This window comes from Halocynthiibacter sp. C4, from assembly GCF_028823805.1.
Taxonomy (GTDB): domain Bacteria; phylum Pseudomonadota; class Alphaproteobacteria; order Rhodobacterales; family Rhodobacteraceae; genus Falsihalocynthiibacter; species Falsihalocynthiibacter halioticoli.
In genome coordinates this window covers 1-16,971 of the sequence record NZ_JAPEIE010000002.1, presented here as the reverse complement: position 1 = coordinate 16,971, position 16,971 = coordinate 1, and the positions used below count along the sequence as shown (strand labels likewise).

Annotated in this window: 14 protein-coding genes and 1 pseudogene; 11 read left to right on the top strand and 4 right to left on the bottom strand. The window is 50.3% G+C overall.

All coding sequences use genetic code 11. The annotated features are described in order from the left end of the window. Window position 1: 1 nt before the first annotated feature. Window positions 2–298 (bottom strand): virulence factor, encoded by a 297-nt coding sequence (locus tag OU789_RS07195; RefSeq protein ID WP_263953081.1) that lies wholly within the window; start codon window positions 296–298, stop codon window positions 2–4. Between the two features lie 306 nt (window positions 299–604). Here OU789_RS07195 and OU789_RS07190 point away from each other — a divergent pair, with 306 nt between their 5' ends. The 4 genes from OU789_RS07190 to OU789_RS07175 all read left to right on the top strand — a co-directional run bounded on the left by OU789_RS07190 (window position 605) and on the right by OU789_RS07175 (window position 5,462). Continuing rightward, window positions 605–1,717 (top strand): Ppx/GppA phosphatase family protein, encoded by a 1,113-nt coding sequence (locus tag OU789_RS07190; protein ID WP_263953082.1) that lies wholly within the window; start codon window positions 605–607, stop codon window positions 1,715–1,717. Further along, window positions 1,717–2,496: an RlmE family RNA methyltransferase gene (locus tag OU789_RS07185; protein ID WP_263953083.1), complete on the top strand. Its 780-nt coding sequence runs from the start codon at window positions 1,717–1,719 to the stop codon at window positions 2,494–2,496. Before OU789_RS07190 ends, OU789_RS07185 begins: the two co-directional genes overlap by 1 nt. Before the next feature lie 243 nt (window positions 2,497–2,739). Continuing rightward, on the top strand, window positions 2,740–4,839 hold the full coding sequence (locus tag OU789_RS07180) for a M13 family metallopeptidase (protein ID WP_274654582.1): 2,100 nt from the start codon (window positions 2,740–2,742) through the stop codon (window positions 4,837–4,839). A 239-nt stretch (window positions 4,840–5,078) separates the two neighbouring features. Continuing rightward, complete coding sequence (locus OU789_RS07175) at window positions 5,079–5,462, top strand: potassium channel family protein (RefSeq protein ID WP_274654580.1); 384 nt, start codon at window positions 5,079–5,081, stop codon at window positions 5,460–5,462. Window positions 5,463–5,482: 20 nt separating this feature from the next. On the opposite strand, the gene OU789_RS07170 is transcribed toward OU789_RS07175, so the two are convergent. Beyond that, on the bottom strand, window positions 5,483–6,298 hold the full coding sequence (locus OU789_RS07170) for an aminoglycoside phosphotransferase family protein (protein ID WP_274654578.1): 816 nt from the start codon (window positions 6,296–6,298) through the stop codon (window positions 5,483–5,485). Between the two features lie 853 nt (window positions 6,299–7,151). Here OU789_RS07170 and OU789_RS07165 point away from each other — a divergent pair. Continuing rightward, window positions 7,152–7,745: a hypothetical protein gene (locus OU789_RS07165; RefSeq protein WP_274654576.1), complete on the top strand. Its 594-nt coding sequence runs from the start codon at window positions 7,152–7,154 to the stop codon at window positions 7,743–7,745. 142 nt (window positions 7,746–7,887) lie between these two features. On the opposite strand, the gene OU789_RS07160 is transcribed toward OU789_RS07165, so the two are convergent. Next, a complete protein-coding gene (locus OU789_RS07160; protein WP_274654574.1) occupies window positions 7,888–8,952 on the bottom strand; it encodes a hypothetical protein in 1,065 nt (354 codons plus the stop codon). Window positions 8,953–9,440: 488 nt separating this feature from the next. Here OU789_RS07160 and OU789_RS07155 point away from each other — a divergent pair, with 488 nt between their 5' ends. Then, complete coding sequence (locus OU789_RS07155) at window positions 9,441–9,917, top strand: hypothetical protein (protein ID WP_274654572.1); 477 nt, start codon at window positions 9,441–9,443, stop codon at window positions 9,915–9,917. Between the two features lie 646 nt (window positions 9,918–10,563). Here OU789_RS07155 and OU789_RS16975 read toward each other — a convergent pair. Next, a pseudogene (locus OU789_RS16975) lies at window positions 10,564–11,260 on the bottom strand (DDE-type integrase/transposase/recombinase). Between the two features lie 22 nt (window positions 11,261–11,282). Here OU789_RS16975 and OU789_RS07145 point away from each other — a divergent pair. The 5 genes from OU789_RS07145 to OU789_RS07125 all read left to right on the top strand — a co-directional run bounded on the left by OU789_RS07145 (window position 11,283) and on the right by OU789_RS07125 (window position 16,479). Beyond that, complete coding sequence (locus OU789_RS07145) at window positions 11,283–12,344, top strand: LacI family DNA-binding transcriptional regulator (RefSeq protein ID WP_274654570.1); 1,062 nt, start codon at window positions 11,283–11,285, stop codon at window positions 12,342–12,344. Window positions 12,345–12,520: 176 nt separating this feature from the next. Beyond that, window positions 12,521–13,780 (top strand): ABC transporter substrate-binding protein, encoded by a 1,260-nt coding sequence (locus OU789_RS07140; RefSeq protein ID WP_274654568.1) that lies wholly within the window; start codon window positions 12,521–12,523, stop codon window positions 13,778–13,780. A gap of 53 nt (window positions 13,781–13,833) precedes the next feature. Next, a complete protein-coding gene (locus tag OU789_RS07135) occupies window positions 13,834–14,667 on the top strand; it encodes a phytanoyl-CoA dioxygenase family protein (protein ID WP_274654566.1) in 834 nt (277 codons plus the stop codon). A gap of 45 nt (window positions 14,668–14,712) precedes the next feature. Continuing rightward, entirely contained in the window at window positions 14,713–15,645 is a 933-nt protein-coding gene (locus OU789_RS07130) for a carbohydrate ABC transporter permease (RefSeq protein ID WP_274654564.1), read from the top strand. A 6-nt stretch (window positions 15,646–15,651) separates the two neighbouring features. After that, on the top strand, window positions 15,652–16,479 hold the full coding sequence (locus OU789_RS07125) for a carbohydrate ABC transporter permease (protein ID WP_274654562.1): 828 nt from the start codon (window positions 15,652–15,654) through the stop codon (window positions 16,477–16,479). Window positions 16,480–16,971 lie beyond the last annotated feature (492 nt).

The following is a 16,971-nucleotide window of genomic DNA, read 5'->3' as shown; positions in this document are numbered from 1 at the left end:
GTCAGGCCCATCCGTTGTTTGAAATCAGCTCTATCAGGCGTGTTTTGTCGAACTCTGTCTCAAGGCGTTCGGCCGTCGCGGTCGCTGCCTCTTGATCCGAACCTTCAACCTCCACCGGATCCGCCTTGCGCCATTCCGCAAGATAGGCATCGGTTTCCGCCGCGCCAGAGGCCATCGCCGCACGGTCTATTGCCTGCTCAAACCGCTCGGAAAGCTGGATTTTAACGCCCCGCCGCCCTTTACCTGCGATCACCTGAGCCGGAATGTCCCGCCAGTACACGATGGTCACTTTTGCCATTGCTGATTCCCTTCTCACTTTGTTGTAGGGCCGCGTCTCTGTGTTCCGAGGTCGATTTTCGACCAAGAACAGAACACATGCGACGCCATCCTGCGGGCCAAGTCTTACTCCAGTGGGGCGCGGGTGAACATGGGGCGCAATTGGAAAAATCTTCATGTTCATTATGAGGTGATAGTGTTTGCGCCCGTCGTGACGCGCGGTAAATCCCATGTGCGGCACAAGCCGACAGGGTTTTTCGCGGACGCATCTTGCGCCTCCTGTCGGAAGGGCATAGCTTGGAGTTAACTCGAAATGGAGGGCGTAAAGATGACGCCCAAGCGTCCCTATGGTGCGGGCGCGGTCCCCGAAAACGTGGTTGAAAGCCCCGCGCCGACTCCCCCTTCCGGTGGCCTCTATGCGGCTCTGGATCTGGGAACAAACAGTTGTCGGATGTTGATTGCCCGCCCCAAAGGCGCGCAATTCGAAGTCGTAGACAGCTTTTCCAAACCTGTTCAGCTCGGCGCAGGGCTTGAAGCCTCTGGGCGGCTCTCGCGCAGCTCAATCACGCGCACCGTTCAGGCTATGCGGATTTGCCAAAAGAAACTGCGCCGCCACAAGGTAAAGAACATGCGCCTCGTGGCGACAGAAGCTTGCCGCCGAGCGACCAACGGCCGCGATCTTATTGCGCGAGTGAAGCGCGAAACTGGCCTCAAGCTCGAGATTATACCCGCACAGGAAGAAGCCCGCCTTGCGGTCATTTCCTGCGCACCTTTGGTCAGCAAACAGACCGAGCAACTCTTGATCGTTGATATCGGCGGCGGCAGCACAGAGCTTGTTTGGCTTGATGTATCACACCTTGATAAGCATGAGCGCATGGCAGCGATTATGCAGGTTAAACAGGGGTTTCGGCTTGGTGAAGCGCCGGAAACGCAAGCGCGGATTGTGGATTGGATCTCTGTGCCGCTCGGCGTGGCGACCCTTCGTGACCAGTTCATGGACGTCACCGACGATGGCGCACGCTTTGCCTTGATGAGTTGGTTTTTCGAAGAGAAACTTGCGAATTTCTCGCCTTATGATGGTGATCACGTCCGAGACGGATTCCAGATCATCGGAACCTCGGGAACGGTCACAACCGTCGCTGCAAGCCATCTTGGGTTGCGCCGCTATGACCGAAACAAGGTCGATGGTTTGCGGATGAGCAGCGACGAAATAGACGCCGTCATTCAGGATTATCTGCACCTTGGTCCAGAGGGGCGACGGGTTGATCCGCGGATTGGGCGGGATCGTCAGGCGCTTATCATGTCGGGCGCAGCAATCCTTCAAGCATTGTTGCGCGTTTGGCCAACAGATAAACTTTCAGTAGCGGATCGCGGTTTACGCGAAGGTTTGCTATACGCGCTTATGAGTGCGGATGGGGTATTAACAGAAGAGGCCGGATAATGGCGCAAGGTTCAGGAAAATCGGGTAAAGGGCGGCGCGGCGGCAAAGGAGCCGAAGGGCCGGCATCGCGTGCGAAATCAGGCCGTGGTCTACGCGATCTGCGGACCAAAGTGAAATCCGCACGCGGGCGAAAACTCTCGTCCACACGCTGGCTTGAGCGGCAATTGAATGACCCCTATGTGAAGCGCGCGCAAGTCGATGGTTATCGGGGCCGCGCGGCCTATAAGATACTTGAGTTGGACGATAAATATCGTTTCCTCGTGCCGGGTGCGCGCGTTGTCGATCTTGGCTGTGCGCCAGGTGGCTGGTGTCAGGTTGCGGTGCGGCGTGTGAATGCGCTTGGGGAGCGGAGCGGCAAGGCGATCGGCACGGTTTTGGGCGTGGACTTGCAAGAGGTCGATCCCGTGGCGGGCGCGGAAATTCATGTGTTAGATTTTCTTGAGAATGACGCCGACGAGAAAGTTAAAGAATGGCTCAATGGCTCGGCCGATGTCGTGATGAGCGATATGGCGGCTGCGTCCTCTGGCCACAAACAGACTGATCACAACCGAATTATCGCGCTTTGTGAGGCGGCTGCATATTTTGCTTTCGACGTTCTCGAAGAGGGCGGCACATTTGTAGCGAAGGTGCTCGCAGGGGGTGCCGAAGGCGATCTGCAAAAACTGCTGAAACGTCGATTTACCAAGGTTGTTAACGTCAAACCTCCGGCAAGCCGCGCGGACAGTTCGGAAAAATTCGTTGTTGCGACCGGTTACAAAGGGCCGCTTTTAGACGAATAGCGCGTCGGGCGCGTCTCCTGTCCAGATTGCGCAAAAAACATCGAAACCGTTGGCAATTTTCGGCCTTCGTCGCGATGAATTGATTACAATTAACTTGCGAACAGAGCGCGTTCAGCGTTCTGTTTAACTGTATTGTTATGATATCCCGCATTTAGATGAATTTGCGGCGGCCATATTTTTAATATTTTGCAATGGGTTACGCGGAATTGCTGAGCTCTGAGCATATATTTATCGGAGGTCAATATGTTGCGTTTCTCCCATTCGGTCCAAACCACGTCGTTAAAGCCCAAGGGTGTTTTGGCGGCTCTCGGCTGTAGCGTGGCATTGTCAGGCGTGGCGCTCGCAGAGGAATTGCCACCCGTGGGGCCGGACGATCTTGCCTTCTCCATCGAGAATATGGACCTCAGCGTTGATCCGGGCGAAAACTTCTATCGCTATGTATCCGGCAAATGGCAGGATCGTGTTGAGCGACCCGAACAGTTAAGCTCCTATGGTTCGTTGACCATCGCGGGTGAACGCGTGAAGGCGCAGATGAAGATTGCGCTTAAAGAGGCCGGAGAAGCCGCTGCAACAGCCGAAAAGGGCAGCCCAACGCAGCAGGTTGGCGACTTCTATAACGCATATATGGATACAGAGGCGCTCGATGCTGCTGGCATTGAGCCGATCAGGGGGTTGCTTGAAGAGGTGTCGGCGATCACCGACTTGGCCGGCCTAACAGAATTCATGTCCAAGATGATGCGCGAGGGTGGGCCGAGTCTGTTTTTGGTGCTCGCACCTATGGCTGATTTGGCCGACAGCAAAACCTATGCTTACTACGCCGCCGCGGGGCTTTTCGGCATCGACTCCCATAACGAAGACTTGCTTCGTGAAGGGCCGGGTGGTGAGCGCTATGAGGGCTACAAAACCTATATCATGGAGATTCTAGAGATTTCCGGTTTTGACGCCGCAGATGCCGAGCGCATTGCCAAAACGTCACTTGAGATAGAGGCCGCGCTTCTGGAAGGGAAACTGACACCAGAAGAAATGGTCGACCCGCGCAATTTCTATAATCCGGTCACCCGTGATGAGTTACAGGCAGCGATTCCAGAAATCGACTTGGTGCAACTTACCACAAATGTCGGAATGGAGCTTCCGGAGCGTGTTATCCTGTCAGCACCGCGCTATTTGCCGGTCCTCTCGAAGGTTCTTCAGGAGCGCACGATTGAAGATATTCGGGATTATGTCACCTTCCGTGTCATTCACAATTATTCCGATTTGATGACAACGGAGTTCGATGAGCCGACGCGGAAGTTCACAGAGGTTCTTACCGGTGTTGGCGTTCTTCTTCCTCGTGAAGAGCGTGCACTTTCGTTACTAAAGGAAGCGCTTGGTCATCCGTTGAGTCAAATCTACGTCGAGAAATACTACCCCGAAGAGACGCGCCAAAAGGCCCTCGATATGGTCGAGCGCATTCAGGACGTGTTCCGCTCGCGTATACCAAGCCGAGATTGGTTGTCAGAAGAAACAAAAAAGGCCGCGCTCCTTAAGCTTGACAGTTTTGACTACAAAATCGGCTACCCCGACGAATGGATCGATTACACCGGCGTTGATATCGGATCAGATATGGTGGCCAATTACAGAAACCTTTCAGATTTCGAGAACACGCGTCTGATTGAACGGTCAAAAGGGCCGGTGGTTTCTGATCAATTCAACGAGGAGTCGACCTTACCAATCGTGATCAACGCTGCCTATAGCCCGCTTGAAAATGGATTTCAGGTGCCTGCGGCAATTCAACAACCCCCGATTTTCCAAGCCGATATGGACGCGCCGGTCTATTTCTGTCGCTTGGGCGGAATTATCGGACATGAGATGACACACGGGTTTGACACGGGCGGCCGCCAGTTTGATGCCGAGGGGAACCTGCGCGATTGGTGGACAGCAGAAGATGCCGAAGCATTCGAAAAAGAAGCGCAAAAGCTGATTGATCAGGCCAACGCCGTTGAAATTCTGCCAGGCCTATATGTGAATGGTGAGCTCAATGTGAAAGAAAACATGGCGGATACGGGCGGTATCGCTTTCGCCCACGAGGCCTTGATGCACTATCTCGAAGAGCATCCGGAGGAGAACGTCGAGATTGATGGGTTAACGCCATCGCAACGGTGTTTCATTTCGTGGGGCCAGATGTGGACTTGGAAAGCGACCGACCAATTCATCCGTAGCCTTGTTGCCTCCGACGGTCACCCGCCAGGTGAATACCGCGCCTATGCACCGCTGCAGCATATGGAGGCCTTTTATGAAGCGTTTGATATTCAAGAGGGTGACCCAATGTGGCTTGCGCCCGAAAAACGGGTTGAGGCTTGGTAAGACTTCAATAGGTCGCTTATCAGTAGATGGCCGATAGAGCGGAACAGTTCTTTGAGTGATACCAAATCTGAGCAAACCGAAGCTGCACCAAGCTGAGTGCCGCTTTTGGATGGTATGAAAAACCTGTCCTCTTGCGGCTTCTGTTGTCGGCAATGTATTGGCGTTCTATACTATTTTTCCAACACATCCTGGGCGGCAAAACGATATGATTGGCCGTCTACATAAAGCGAGCGTATTTCATGTTGCCATTTGCTCTGACTGTCTGGCGTTTTCTAAAGGCAATCTATCGGTCTTGGGAGAGTGAAAATTTCAGAGCCGGCCTCGTCGTCGCGATCTTGATCTTGATCTCCGGCACAACGTTTTACCGGATGGTTGAGGGGTGGTCTTGGACGGATAGCCTCTATTTCTCGGTAACGACTATGTCTACGGTCGGGTTTGGCGATCTTGCTCCGTCGACGACATATGGGAAAATGTTCACGGTCTTCTATATTTTCGTAGGGGTCGGGGTCTTTGTGGCCTTGTTTTCACAGTTCGCAAAGGCGCTTATTATTCAGAAACCCTCCCGCGAAGGGAAACGTATCGCCGCGAAAAGCGCTTCCAAAAAGGATAAGCCGTCTGAATAGACCGGTAAGCTAAGGCTTGTTTACAAAGAAACGAGTTGTTCAAGTGTCCTGATGGTTTCTTCGGCATAGCTGGTGTCTTGCTTGTTTTCCTCGGCCCAACACACCGAGCAACAGGCATGGACAAAAGCGAACTCGAGTATGCGATTGGCATCAAGGTTGAGCGTTTCTGCGAAGTGCTTTGCGAGCTGTGTTGCGCGTTCGGAAGAGTGGACGATTGTTGGAGTATCAACAGGGTTACAGAGCGTGTTGGCAACTTCGTAAGTGCGTTCACCGAATATACCCTTGGGGTCAATTGCAAGCCAGCCGCGCTTGGAGTGCAAAATGTTCTCGTGGTGAATATCACCGTGCAGCACGCAAAGTTCTTGTTCGCCCGACAAGAGACGCCGCGCAATCCCCGCAGCTTTGTGAAAAGAAGGGGCGCATGGTGTTCTGGCCTTGTCAAATAACTCCGTAAATTGAACTTCCAGCGTTCTTATACCGTCGGGTCTTTTCGTTTCCCGTTTGGTATGTAGTGCGCTGATTGTGTTTGAAATAATAGCGGCGGCTTTGAAATCTTGCTCCTGCTGTACCATTGCTTTCAGATGCGGTTCGGGGTCAAGCTTTTCGAGCAACATCGCCTCTGGTAAGTCTCGGATTACGCGCACTGCGCCGAGACCGTCAAAGTAGTGCAAGATACTTGCGGATTGCTGTTCATCGCTCGCAGGTTTCATGATTTTCAGAACCACGGGAATGCCCTGATACTCTGCGGTAAACACTTGGCTGGAATGGGTATCTGCAAACGCAAGAACCTCGCTTAGCTCCCAATGCGAAACCAGCCTCTGCAAACTGTTGGTCATTTTTACGCACTCTCCCGAGTCTTCGGATTTTGGCGCAACGCGCGCTCGATCCGTATGCCGAGCCACTTTTGCAGGTCTGAACCGACATGCCCAGTCTTTCTCAAACCCTACGGCGCATTGTTAGACCACTTGTGCGGTGAGGTTTTCGTTTTTGCGGCCATGCTTCTGCGAGATCTAGATTGCAACCAGATGATTGTCCAATGCGCGATCGGCCAAGGCAAGTTTTCGGGGCTTGCCATCAACCACCGAAAAAATACCGCCAAGCCCGTCTGTGGTAACAAAGCCTTCGCCACTTGGTGCGAAGCCGCAGATTTCGCTGCGGTGTCAAATTTTTGTGCCTTGCGTCAGGTCGTGAGTCTGTAAGACACCATCGCGCGACGCGGTGATGACAACCGAAGTTCCGTTATCCGCAAATCTTGCCCTGCCCACATATCCGCCCAATCGGTTTTGGCCCGCTAGGCTAAACTGTGGGAAAACAGCGGGGTTGCCCAGCGCATGTAAGCCAAGAAGAGGAACGGTTTCACCTTCTATACGATCTCATCGGGCTTTTCTCGTCTCCCAGCCATTGCTGGATCCTCAAAATTGCAGGACAACACACCCCCAATTGGTGGATCTCTTTCAGTGGTTGCTCCAGTCTCACGTGGGCTTTTTATCGTCTTTCACATAGCCTAACCGTTGGTGGCTGGGATGAGAAAAACACTCTCCTAGCAAGTTGCACAAGTTGACCTCGAGTTTATCAATTTGACTATTATGCAACAGTACCTAATGAATTCCCACCAACCGTCCTAGCATATGAGTAAAGATAAGTTCATTCTCTGCGAAGATATTAATTGGGAAATAGGCAGGGTTGGATATGCACTTAGCAATGTCTCGGATACACACTAAGGGCCGTCGTTACACGGTGATTGCGGCGTTCGGGGCCGTTGCTTTTATATCGGGTTGCAGTTCGCCTGGTGAAGAAAGCTTCGACCGGTCCTCGGAATTCAGAGATATTGCAGCGGAAACTGACCTGACGGCGCCAAGCGACATCAGCAACCTTCAGGGAAAAGCAACATATACTGGCGTTGCCGTGGCTGATTTCGGGGGGTTTAGTGGAACTGCTGATGCAAAGCTCGTTGCTGACTTTGATACTCAAGAAATTGAGGGCAGTCTGACTTCATGGAAGGATCTCGACCCGATCAACCACACTCTTCGCGGTCAGATTGATTTGTCAAATGGTCAAATCGCCGACGACGGTAGTTTCACATCACAGATGGCGGGCAATATTGAACGCAATGCTGCTGGTTCTACCGACACACCTGATCTGAGAGCCTTTCATGGTAGTGCATCTGGTCAGATTTACGATTCAGTCAATGGAGCGACTGCCAGCCATTTGAATGGTTCATTTGAAGGCGTTGGTGTTAACGGAAATTTTGGTGTTGATGGAGAATTTGTGGCTCGCCAATAAGTATAAAAATAGCAGGGTGTGAACCCTGCTATTGAGGCGAAACAGAAAGTTGGCCTTTCATATTGTTAGTAGTTCCGACACCGCAATAAATAAAGTCCGGCAGCTGACGAGAAGGCCAGCCTCACACATCAGTTGGCTCGCTTCAAAAGCGCCAAGATTTTAGATTAATCGCAAACAAGATTTGGTTGTCTTGGTAGAGATCGATGTTTGAGTTGGTAACTTGGTAGCCAAAACTTGCAATAATGCGTTCATTTACTGGTCGTCTTAACATTATCGTATATGTATCATCTGTCCTAGGTTGCCCGAAATGCGAACTACCGCCTGCTCGGCTGTAGTTCAGTAAAACTGAAGTCGTCTTGCCATATATTGGCCGCGTAAAAGCGAAGGTAGCTGCGTTTAGAGTTGTGTGACGCTGCTGTATGTGTTCCCCCCAGCGAATACCGGTTCGAATAATGCCAACTCCGCGAACGGCGCTCAACAGGCTGAAAGCGACTTTCGACTTGGAATAATCTTCACGAAAACCTCTCTCGATAGCGATACTTGCTTCGTGATGCCCTATGGCAGATGAAAACATCTGGCTTCCACGGGTTGAAAGGAATTTTTCTCCGGTTTCATATTTTTTCCTTAGGTGGCGATAACCACCGCAACTATTAATCCAAGTCCATCTCGCGACATGAGCCTGCCAACAAGTGTTGGCGTTGATGGTGATTTTATCCAGATTGTGCTCCGGTGCATATTCATAACTCGCAGCGACTTTAAATGTAGCAATCTGCTTGGGTGCGATACTAAATCTACTGTAAGCAGACGCAGCCATTCCCAAAGTTATTCCCTTCTTGGCAACGCTATCTTGATCAACCACGAAGAGTAGGTCACCAACAGAGAACTTAGATTTGGGTATTCCGTTGTTCAGATTGTTATCATAACCAACAAGAGGACCGATTGTGTATTCCGTCATTAACTTTTTTGGCGGTTCTCCCTTTCGGTGTGCTAACCCGTCAAGTTTCATGAAATTTGCAAGGTATTGCTCAGAGCCCTTGGGGCGCTCTTTAACGAGCGAATAGAATGCTAGCTTTTCTGATCCAGAAATCATTGAAAGTGGCCAAACAATAGCATCAGAGCGCGGCCACTCTATGGCATCAGAACTAAGGGCTGGCGCAGCAAGCAGGCCTAAGGAAAGCATACAAAAGAGGAAATTTCTTGGTCTCATTTCTTTCCGCCTAGTTGGGACAGTTTAAGTGGCGTGCCCCGATTGATTGGTCTGCTTGATTGTTAGTGCATCGTGGACCTCTGGTCCATCTGGATGATACTTACAGGTGAGGAAGGACAATAGCACTAAGCACTGAGAGGTCTGACGGGCTGCAATGCCGCGTTTGGATCTTAGGTCAATGTTCGCTAAGGGCCGTCTGGGAAATAGGCCCAATCATTTATATTTCGATTGAGAAATTGAAGAGCACTAAGGAACGATGCTTCTCGGCCAGCTCGGGTATCAACTTGATCTCACAGACAAACGCTGAATCACGGACGTATTTCTTTCATCATCAAATAGCCAATAACCTGCAACAGTTGTGCGAATTCATAGCCGCACTTGTGGCAGCATTTAACTATACGGTATGAGTGGGCGCCATACACGAGAGGTTTTGGAACAGACCCGTGGGGCGGTTTTCCTCTTACAGAAGAAATGAGGGAAATAGAGCAGTGGCAGACGAGACGGAACACATATTTCCGGTTCGGAGACGGCTGGTGTCAGCCTTGGGTTGGTTCATGGCATGTTCAGGCGCGATCAGCCTGCTTGTCTTTGGTTTATGGTTTCAGAACTTGCCGCATTGGGAGGTCTTGAAGTCGCTGATTGCCGTTATGATTGGCGTGTATTTAATACGCACGGTCTGGAACGTTAGCGAGATCAGAGTTGATGACCAGAGAGTTCGTTTTCTTCCTGTCGGCACCGAATTGTTATTCTCAGAGATCAAGCAGATCGAGGTTCCGGGATGGGCTGATCGACACGATAACCCGCCTGGTAGCATCGGCAGCATTGTAATGGTCACAAGAACCAACACGGCGCGCCTTGTTCCTGGCGCCATAGTGCAATGGAAAAACGGATGCCAAATATACACTTACGGCTGCGATTCTGATCGCCTGCTTTCCCTCCTGCGTCAGCGTCTCCCTGAGAGGTAGTTCACGCGATTAATGCTTCTTTCTTCGTACCCGCCATTAACTTCCGTGCAAAATGACGGTTGTTAAATGTTTCTCAAAACCGGCTGCTTTTACAGACGCGGCGAATATCCGATTTGAGAGAGGTGCCGCTGTATTCCAATGCTGGATAAAAGACAGAAATAGGTCGAAAGCGATGATTTATGTACAATCAGAAAACTAACTCGCAACTGACAAGTTGGTGCCGTTTGTGATTCAAGCATCGTTTCCGCTTAATCAATCGAAAGGCAATATTGAAAATATTGAAAGAGGTGTAAACTTGGGGGGGCGATTGATGGTGAAGGTGCATTTAAGTTTGAATACACTATCTTATCAGAATTATGGCGGAGAGACAGTCATTCACTCTGATTTGATAATTTAGTTAATGGACTGTTTTTAAAAAATAAAACTTTAGATGTGAGCCGGGTGTGGTGCAAAATGTGCAGCAAAATGTGTAGCAATCTTGTGGAGCTTTTCCGGTTAAGATAAGTGGCAACTAATAGTTTGACCTTCAAGCGGATCAAGCCCTGAGCTTAAATAGGCTATGGGTAAATTTGAAGGCAAGAATGAATGCAAATTTTCTGGCGAACAGTCTGGAGGTTGTTGTCAGAAGAATTCGAACTCGTCTCAACTAGTCGAGTGAAACCGAGCCTTTTGCTGGATTGAAATCGAGCCACTCTGCCAGAGCGACAGTGCAATTCTGCTTGAAATGGTCTCGTTTCGAAAGACTGTGATCCTAGTTGAAGTGGTTGGAAACGGATGCGTGAACGGATACAAGATTCGCAACCTGCGGAAGCGATGCGTCGTTCGTTCACGTCGTCGAAATAGGAGATGAAAATTCTCAGCGCAATTGTTTTCTCAGTGACCCATTTCCTACTTTCTCGCATCGCCGATAACTGCCGTCGTAGAACCCAATGAGCGCAATTTATCGGTTACTTCAGCCTCAGGCGACGTTTAGTGTTTCATAGCGTTTCTCATAAATTTAAGAGCTTTAGCACGGTTGCGGCGTTTTAAAGAGTGGCTTTATAGCACTTCACTTTTGTGATCAAAGGCTCGCCATAGGAAATGCGGTCCACCGTTAATTTTAACGAAAACTGCGTCGAGGTCGCATTGCCAGTTCGCGTAATGCTGCACTCAATTGGCCCTTTGCTCCGGTTTTAGGTTGTAAACAATGGACTAAATTGGTTTCACTAAATTGGTGCGGGTTCAGTGCGTACGTCGATGCCGCGTTCGTGCAGAAGATCTTCCACGTTTCGTAATGAAATTTGTGATCAGACATAGAGTATTACCTCAAGACGTATGAGGTCAGGGCTTGCTTTTTTAAGCAAATGACATCATTTTGATGTCAAAATGATGTGCGGCATCAAAAAACCATTTGAGTGGGTGCTAATGATACGCAAACGTAAGTCGACAATTGCAGAAATTGCGAAGGAGGCCGGAGTTTCGAAGGCGACGGTTGATCGCGTGTTGAATGATAGAGGGGCAGTGCAGCCTCAAACGCGCGCGATTGTCATGGAGGCGGTGCGGCGGATCGAGAGCCCTTCTTTGGTTTCAGTTGATAAACCCACTTCTATCTGTATTGACCAAAGCAAGATCTCTTTCACAGTCTTGGTGCCAGGGATCGAGTCGGGATTTTTCAACTCGATCACAGACGAATTGAACGCTAGCCCTCATCTTTCTAAAATTGATTTAATGATCGCGAAGGTTCCCGGCGTTTCAGCCGAAGATTTCGCCAATGCGATCGACAAAGTGGACTCTTCTTACTTAGCAATCGTCGCTATTGATCACCCGCTGGTCCGCCGCGCTTGTTCTCGTTTTGTAAAAAATGGCGGGAAACTAATTACCTTCTTATCGAGAGTGTCCGACATCCCTTGTTTGGGTCATGTTGGCGTTGATAATCGTGCAGAAGGGCGGCTTGCCGCTTGGTTTGCTCAGTTGCTTCTCGGGCGCGAGTCGGGGGAAATAGCCTTTCTCCACGGCCAAAGTGCATTCCAAAGCCAAGAGCAACGCGAGCTGGGGTTTCGCTCAGCAATTCAGGATTCCGGTAGTCTTTGGATAACAGCGGCCTTTGATGCGGATAAGACGGGCTCTGTGGGTGTCGCCGCTTCAGTTGAGAACCTTTTGGCGACCAATCCAGAGCTTTCAATTCTTTACAACATGTCGATCAGAAATCGCGAAGTTGCCGAAGCAATAGAGCGGTCGGGACGGCCTGTTATCTTGATTGGACACGACCTGACCGAAGTAACAAAGCAGATGCTGCTTGAAGGGAAGATGGCCGTTGTTCTGGATCAAAACATCGCGCTTCAGGTTGAGTGTCTTTTGTCCGGTGTAATTGCTGATCATTCCGGTATTGGGTGGACTGATAAGCTAATCGAGACTCGATTCTATTGCCGAGAAAACCTCCCGATTTAGGCATCATTTTGAGGGTTATATTCTATAGGTAGGGTAAAAATCCCTTAAAAATGATATTTTTAAAAGATAAAATAAGTAATTATTGACATCACAATGCGACGAATCGTAGCATTATGATGTTATTTGAGGGATCGAATGACGCTGGGAGAAAATGCTTTGTAATCTGGGAGGATACTATGAGCAAAACGGTGGCTATTATTTCGGCCGTAGGTGCTTTGTCGGCGGGAGCGAGTTTCGCTGACACTGAAGTGAGGTGGTTGCATCTTGAGGCTGACGGGCCTGTGGTTGAGTTCATGGAAGGGCTTGAAGCCGGTTTCGAAGCGGAAAACCCCGGTGTCGATGTGAAAATGCAGTTTTTAGGGCCGGAAGCCTTTAAAGCGCGACTGACAACAATGCTTCAATCGGATGATCGGCCGCATCTGTTCTATACTTGGGCGGGTGGCGTTATGCGGGCGCAAGCTGATGCTGGCTTCCTCAAAGACATTACTGCAGATCTTGAGGGCGAATGGGGAAGTACTTTTAGCGACGGAGCGCTGAGCGCCTATAACTACGATGGCAAATTTTACGGTGCGCCACAGGAAATCAATCAGGTTGGGTTCTGGTATAATAAACGTCTGTTTGAACAGGCGAATGTAAATGCGGAAGATATTAAAACTTGGGATGATCTTTTGACGGCTGTTCAGGCCTTTAAAGATGCTGGCATCACTCCCATGGCTGTGGGCGGTGCAGACAAATGGCCGTTGCATTTCTACTGGACACATCTTGCGGGTCGGATCGGCGGTAAGGCTGCTTTTGATGCAGCACTCGCGGGTGAGGGTGACGGATTTGCTGCGCAACCATTCGTTCAAGCGGGCGAACGTTTTGTTGAGTTGGTCAACATGGAGCCATTCCAAGAAGGTTTCCTCGCCGCAGGTTACAGCGATGCAGCCGGTATTTTTGGCGACGAGCAAGCCGCGATGCAGCTTCAGGGAAGCTGGAACCGTTTCTCGCAAGTCAGCAATAGCGCAAACGGCGAAGGAGTAACGGAAGAAAATCTGGCATGGATGCCATTCCCGATGGTTGAAGGTGGTGAAGGCAAAGCGACCGATACGCTTGGTGGGATTAACGGCTGGCTTGTTGGGGCGGGAGCGCCACAGGAAGCAGTAGATTTCCTGCGCTATATCACTTCAACCGAAAACCAACGCGAGGCCGCAGCTCTTGGTCTACATGTGCCGCCGACGAAAGGTGTGTCGGATGCAATCGAAGACCCGTATTCGAAGGTCTTTGCTAGAAACCTAGCGGCGTCCACCTATCACCAGATTTTCTGGGATCAGGATCTCGGCCCCTCTGTTGGGCGTGTTGTGAATGATGTGTCTGCTCAACTTGCGGCGGGTGCAATCACTCCAGAACAAGCCGCGCAGCAGATTCAGGAAGCGTGGTCCTTCGAAAACATGTGATTTTCATTGGCGGGCGTTGATGGCCCGCCACCATTCTATCTAGGAAAAATACTATGAGTAGTGATCAAGCACTCGGCCGTGCAGCTGCCGCAAAAGAGATGCCTGCAACAAAAGTTCCGACGGGCTCTATTATCGAGAGCGCCAGAGCCGAATACGAAGAAACAGGGTTTTGTGTTCTACCCAACATTATTCCCGATGATTTGCTAAGCCTTCTGCGCGATGAATGCCAAGGTTTCATCGATCGCAAACACGCTGAAATGGACGCGGCAGGAACTGACTCTGTGGGCATTAGTCACCGAGGCCGTCGTTATTTCGTTGAAAGAACGCTCCAGCAAAGCACCAAAATGGCTGAGTTCCTTTTTAGCCCACTAATGGCCGGAATTTGTCGCGATATCTTGGGGCCAGATGCATGGTTGTTTTACGACCAGTATGTGGTCAAAGGGGCCGACCCCAACAGCCGATTTGCGTGGCATCAGGACTCCGGCTACGTGGCCGCAAATGGCGGAGACCCAAAACACAAGCCTTACCTGACCTGCTGGTGTACCCTTGATGATGTCACCGAAGAAAACGGGACTGTCTATATGTTGCCATATGACAAGGCCGGTACGCGTGACCTCGTCGAGCATCAGAAAGACCCAGAAATGAACGATTGGGTTGGATATCATGGCGATGAGCCAGGTACGATGGTGATTGCCCCCGCTGGATCAATTGCCTTGTTTAGTTCCATGACCTTTCATCGCAGCGGTCCGAACCTAACCAACAACATGCGCCGCGTGTATTTGGCGCAATACTCCGCCGAGCCCATCAAAAAGGTAAACAGTGATGAATTGTGGGGGCAGTCTATCCCATTCTTGCGTGATGGTGTGAACGTCGCCGGTGGGGCATAGTCTTGACCAAAGCAGGCGACAAGCGGGCAAGCAGGAGACTATCGGATGTATAATGCTGACGTGACTTCGACGGAGCATTCAAGCAAGCGATTATCGCGCGAAACGAGACGCAACAGAAAGTCAGACCGGTTTGTGACGGCCGTCGTGTTTCTTGTTCCCGCAATAACACTGTTCACGCTGTTTGTTATGATGCCAATCGGGGAGGCTGCTTGGTACAGCCTCTTCCGTTGGAATGGTTTCGGCGCCCCGACAAATAGCGTTGGATTGAAGAATTTCCAAATGCTGTTGCAGATGGACGCCTTCCACGTTGCCGTTAGGAATACAGGCCTAATCATTCTGATTTCCCTCGCGGTACAGCTCCCATTGGGGCTTTATCTCGCGCTTATCCTTTCACAGAAATTTCGTGGCGTTGTCCTGTGGCGCTCGCTTTTCTTCATGCCCTTTGTGCTTGCCGAAGTCGCTACGGGACTGATTTGGAAGTTCGTTTACGACGGGCGATTTGGGTTGGCTGCTGCGTTTACAAAAGCACTCGGGATGGACCCTGTCTATGTGCTGGCGGATCAACAACTTGCAATTTATGCGGTAATCGTCGTCTTAGTCTGGAAGTTTTTTGGCTTTCACATGATGCTTTATATTGCGGGTCTGCAAAATATACCTCGCGATGTTGTCGAAAGTGCAAGACTCGATGGTGCAAGTTGGTGGCAGATCGCGCGTCACATCAAAATCCCGATGATTTTACCAGTCATTAAACTCTCTATTTTCTTTTCGGTTCTAGGTGGCTTGCAGGTTTTCGATCTGGTTTGGTCGCTAACGCGTGGGGGTCCGGTGAATGCGTCGCATACGGTGGTTACGTTCCTATATGACTTTGGGATTATGCGGATGCGCATTGGGTTCGGAAGCGCAGTTGGCGTAGTTATCTTTGTCGCCTGTGTTGGCTTTGCCTTCAGCTATCGACGAATTTTCATGAAGGAGGCGTGATCAAACATGCGCAAAGAACGACCCCATAAGTTTTATCACGACATTGTCTTGATCGCGGTTGGCGTTTTTGTGGCCACGCCACTTCTTGTAACATTCCTCGGCGGCTTCAAAGATCAAGGTGAGCTACGCGCCAATCCTTTGGGACTTCCGAGCCAACCGAATTTCTCAAACTTTGGCAAAATTTTATCTGAGCCCGATATTTGGATCTATGTTGGCAATTCGTTACTGGTCGCGGGGTTGACGGTTATCCTGACGCTGATCGTTGCCTCGATGGCCGCTTATGCCTTTGCTCAGATTCGGTTCTTTGGTTCCAAAATGCTGATGAACTATGTCCTGCTCGGGATGATGTTCCCCTTCGCGACCGCGATTTTGCCGCTTTTTGTCCGTCTCAGGGACTTTGGAATTCTAAACTCATACACTGGGTTGATATTGCCACAGGTGGCATTTGGCCTTGGATTTTCGATCATCCTGATGCACAGCTTTTTCAAACACCTTCCGCCCGAACTATGGGAAGCTGCACAATTAGACGGCTGCAGCTATGCAGGATTCTTCTGGAAAATTACGTTGCCGCTTTCAACACCAATTATGGCAACTGTGGGGGTATTTGTTCTCGTTCAAAGCTGGAACAATTTCCTTCTCCCGCTTGTCGTCCTGAACGATGAGGCGCTCTACACGTGGCCCCTAGGGATTATGCAATTCCAAGGCGAATACAACACAGAATGGAGCCTGATATTGGCATTCGTCACCCTTACCCTGATACCGGCAATTTTATTCTTCGCCTTTGCGCAAAAATACATCGTCGAAGGCCTAACAGGCGGAGCAGTTAAGGGGTAAGTGACGAGTTGTTTGACTCCATTCTCACGGCTCGATGCTGGATCCGGTTCAATAGCCTTAAGATATGCCGTTACCCGCGGGACAACTCCATTCGCCTCCCTGTATTGGGAAGATGGAGATGTTCCTGAACAAGGATTAAAGCGAGATACGGAAATGAATCGAGTTTGAAAGTCTATAACCATGTTTTCGATCAATTTGCGCCCTTTGCATCCCAAACCATTCCCGCCGTTCTTGGATTAAGGGTTAGAAACCGCGCTTCATTGAACAGTCGCTAGAAAAGTCTAAAACAAATAAAGTAATGGCTGACGCACATCGTATCCTCTGTGGAGATATGGATTATATGACAAACAAGAATTACGAGGACATGTTGGCTGGACGCCATCACAATGGGGCCGACCCCTTTCTTTTCGAACTGAAATCTAAAGCGAGCAAGGCCAAGGCGCGGCTGGATGCTGTCTCCAACAATGATTTGCCGGCACGAGTTGAGGCTGC

Bases quoted from the DNA above. Each gene is read 5' to 3' on its own strand.
- OU789_RS07190 (WP_263953082.1), top strand. From the start codon at position 605: ATGACGCCCAAGCGTCCCTATGGTGCGGGCGCGGTCCCCGAAAACGTG.
- OU789_RS07185 (WP_263953083.1), top strand. From the start codon at position 1,717: ATGGCGCAAGGTTCAGGAAAATCGGGTAAAGGGCGGCGCGGCGGCAAA.
- OU789_RS07165 (WP_274654576.1), top strand. From the start codon at position 7,152: ATGCACTTAGCAATGTCTCGGATACACACTAAGGGCCGTCGTTACACG.
- OU789_RS07135 (WP_274654566.1), top strand. From the start codon at position 13,834: ATGAGTAGTGATCAAGCACTCGGCCGTGCAGCTGCCGCAAAAGAGATG.
- OU789_RS07130 (WP_274654564.1), top strand. From the start codon at position 14,713: ATGTATAATGCTGACGTGACTTCGACGGAGCATTCAAGCAAGCGATTA.
- OU789_RS07145 (WP_274654570.1), top strand. From the start codon at position 11,283: ATGATGTGCGGCATCAAAAAACCATTTGAGTGGGTGCTAATGATACGC.
- OU789_RS07160 (WP_274654574.1), bottom strand. From the start codon at position 8,952: ATGAGACCAAGAAATTTCCTCTTTTGTATGCTTTCCTTAGGCCTGCTT.
- OU789_RS07125 (WP_274654562.1), top strand. From the start codon at position 15,652: ATGCGCAAAGAACGACCCCATAAGTTTTATCACGACATTGTCTTGATC.
- OU789_RS07180 (WP_274654582.1), top strand. From the start codon at position 2,740: ATGTTGCGTTTCTCCCATTCGGTCCAAACCACGTCGTTAAAGCCCAAG.
- OU789_RS07140 (WP_274654568.1), top strand. From the start codon at position 12,521: ATGAGCAAAACGGTGGCTATTATTTCGGCCGTAGGTGCTTTGTCGGCG.
- OU789_RS07170 (WP_274654578.1), bottom strand. From the start codon at position 6,298: ATGACCAACAGTTTGCAGAGGCTGGTTTCGCATTGGGAGCTAAGCGAG.
- OU789_RS07175 (WP_274654580.1), top strand. From the start codon at position 5,079: ATGTTGCCATTTGCTCTGACTGTCTGGCGTTTTCTAAAGGCAATCTAT.
- OU789_RS07195 (WP_263953081.1), bottom strand. From the start codon at position 298: ATGGCAAAAGTGACCATCGTGTACTGGCGGGACATTCCGGCTCAGGTG.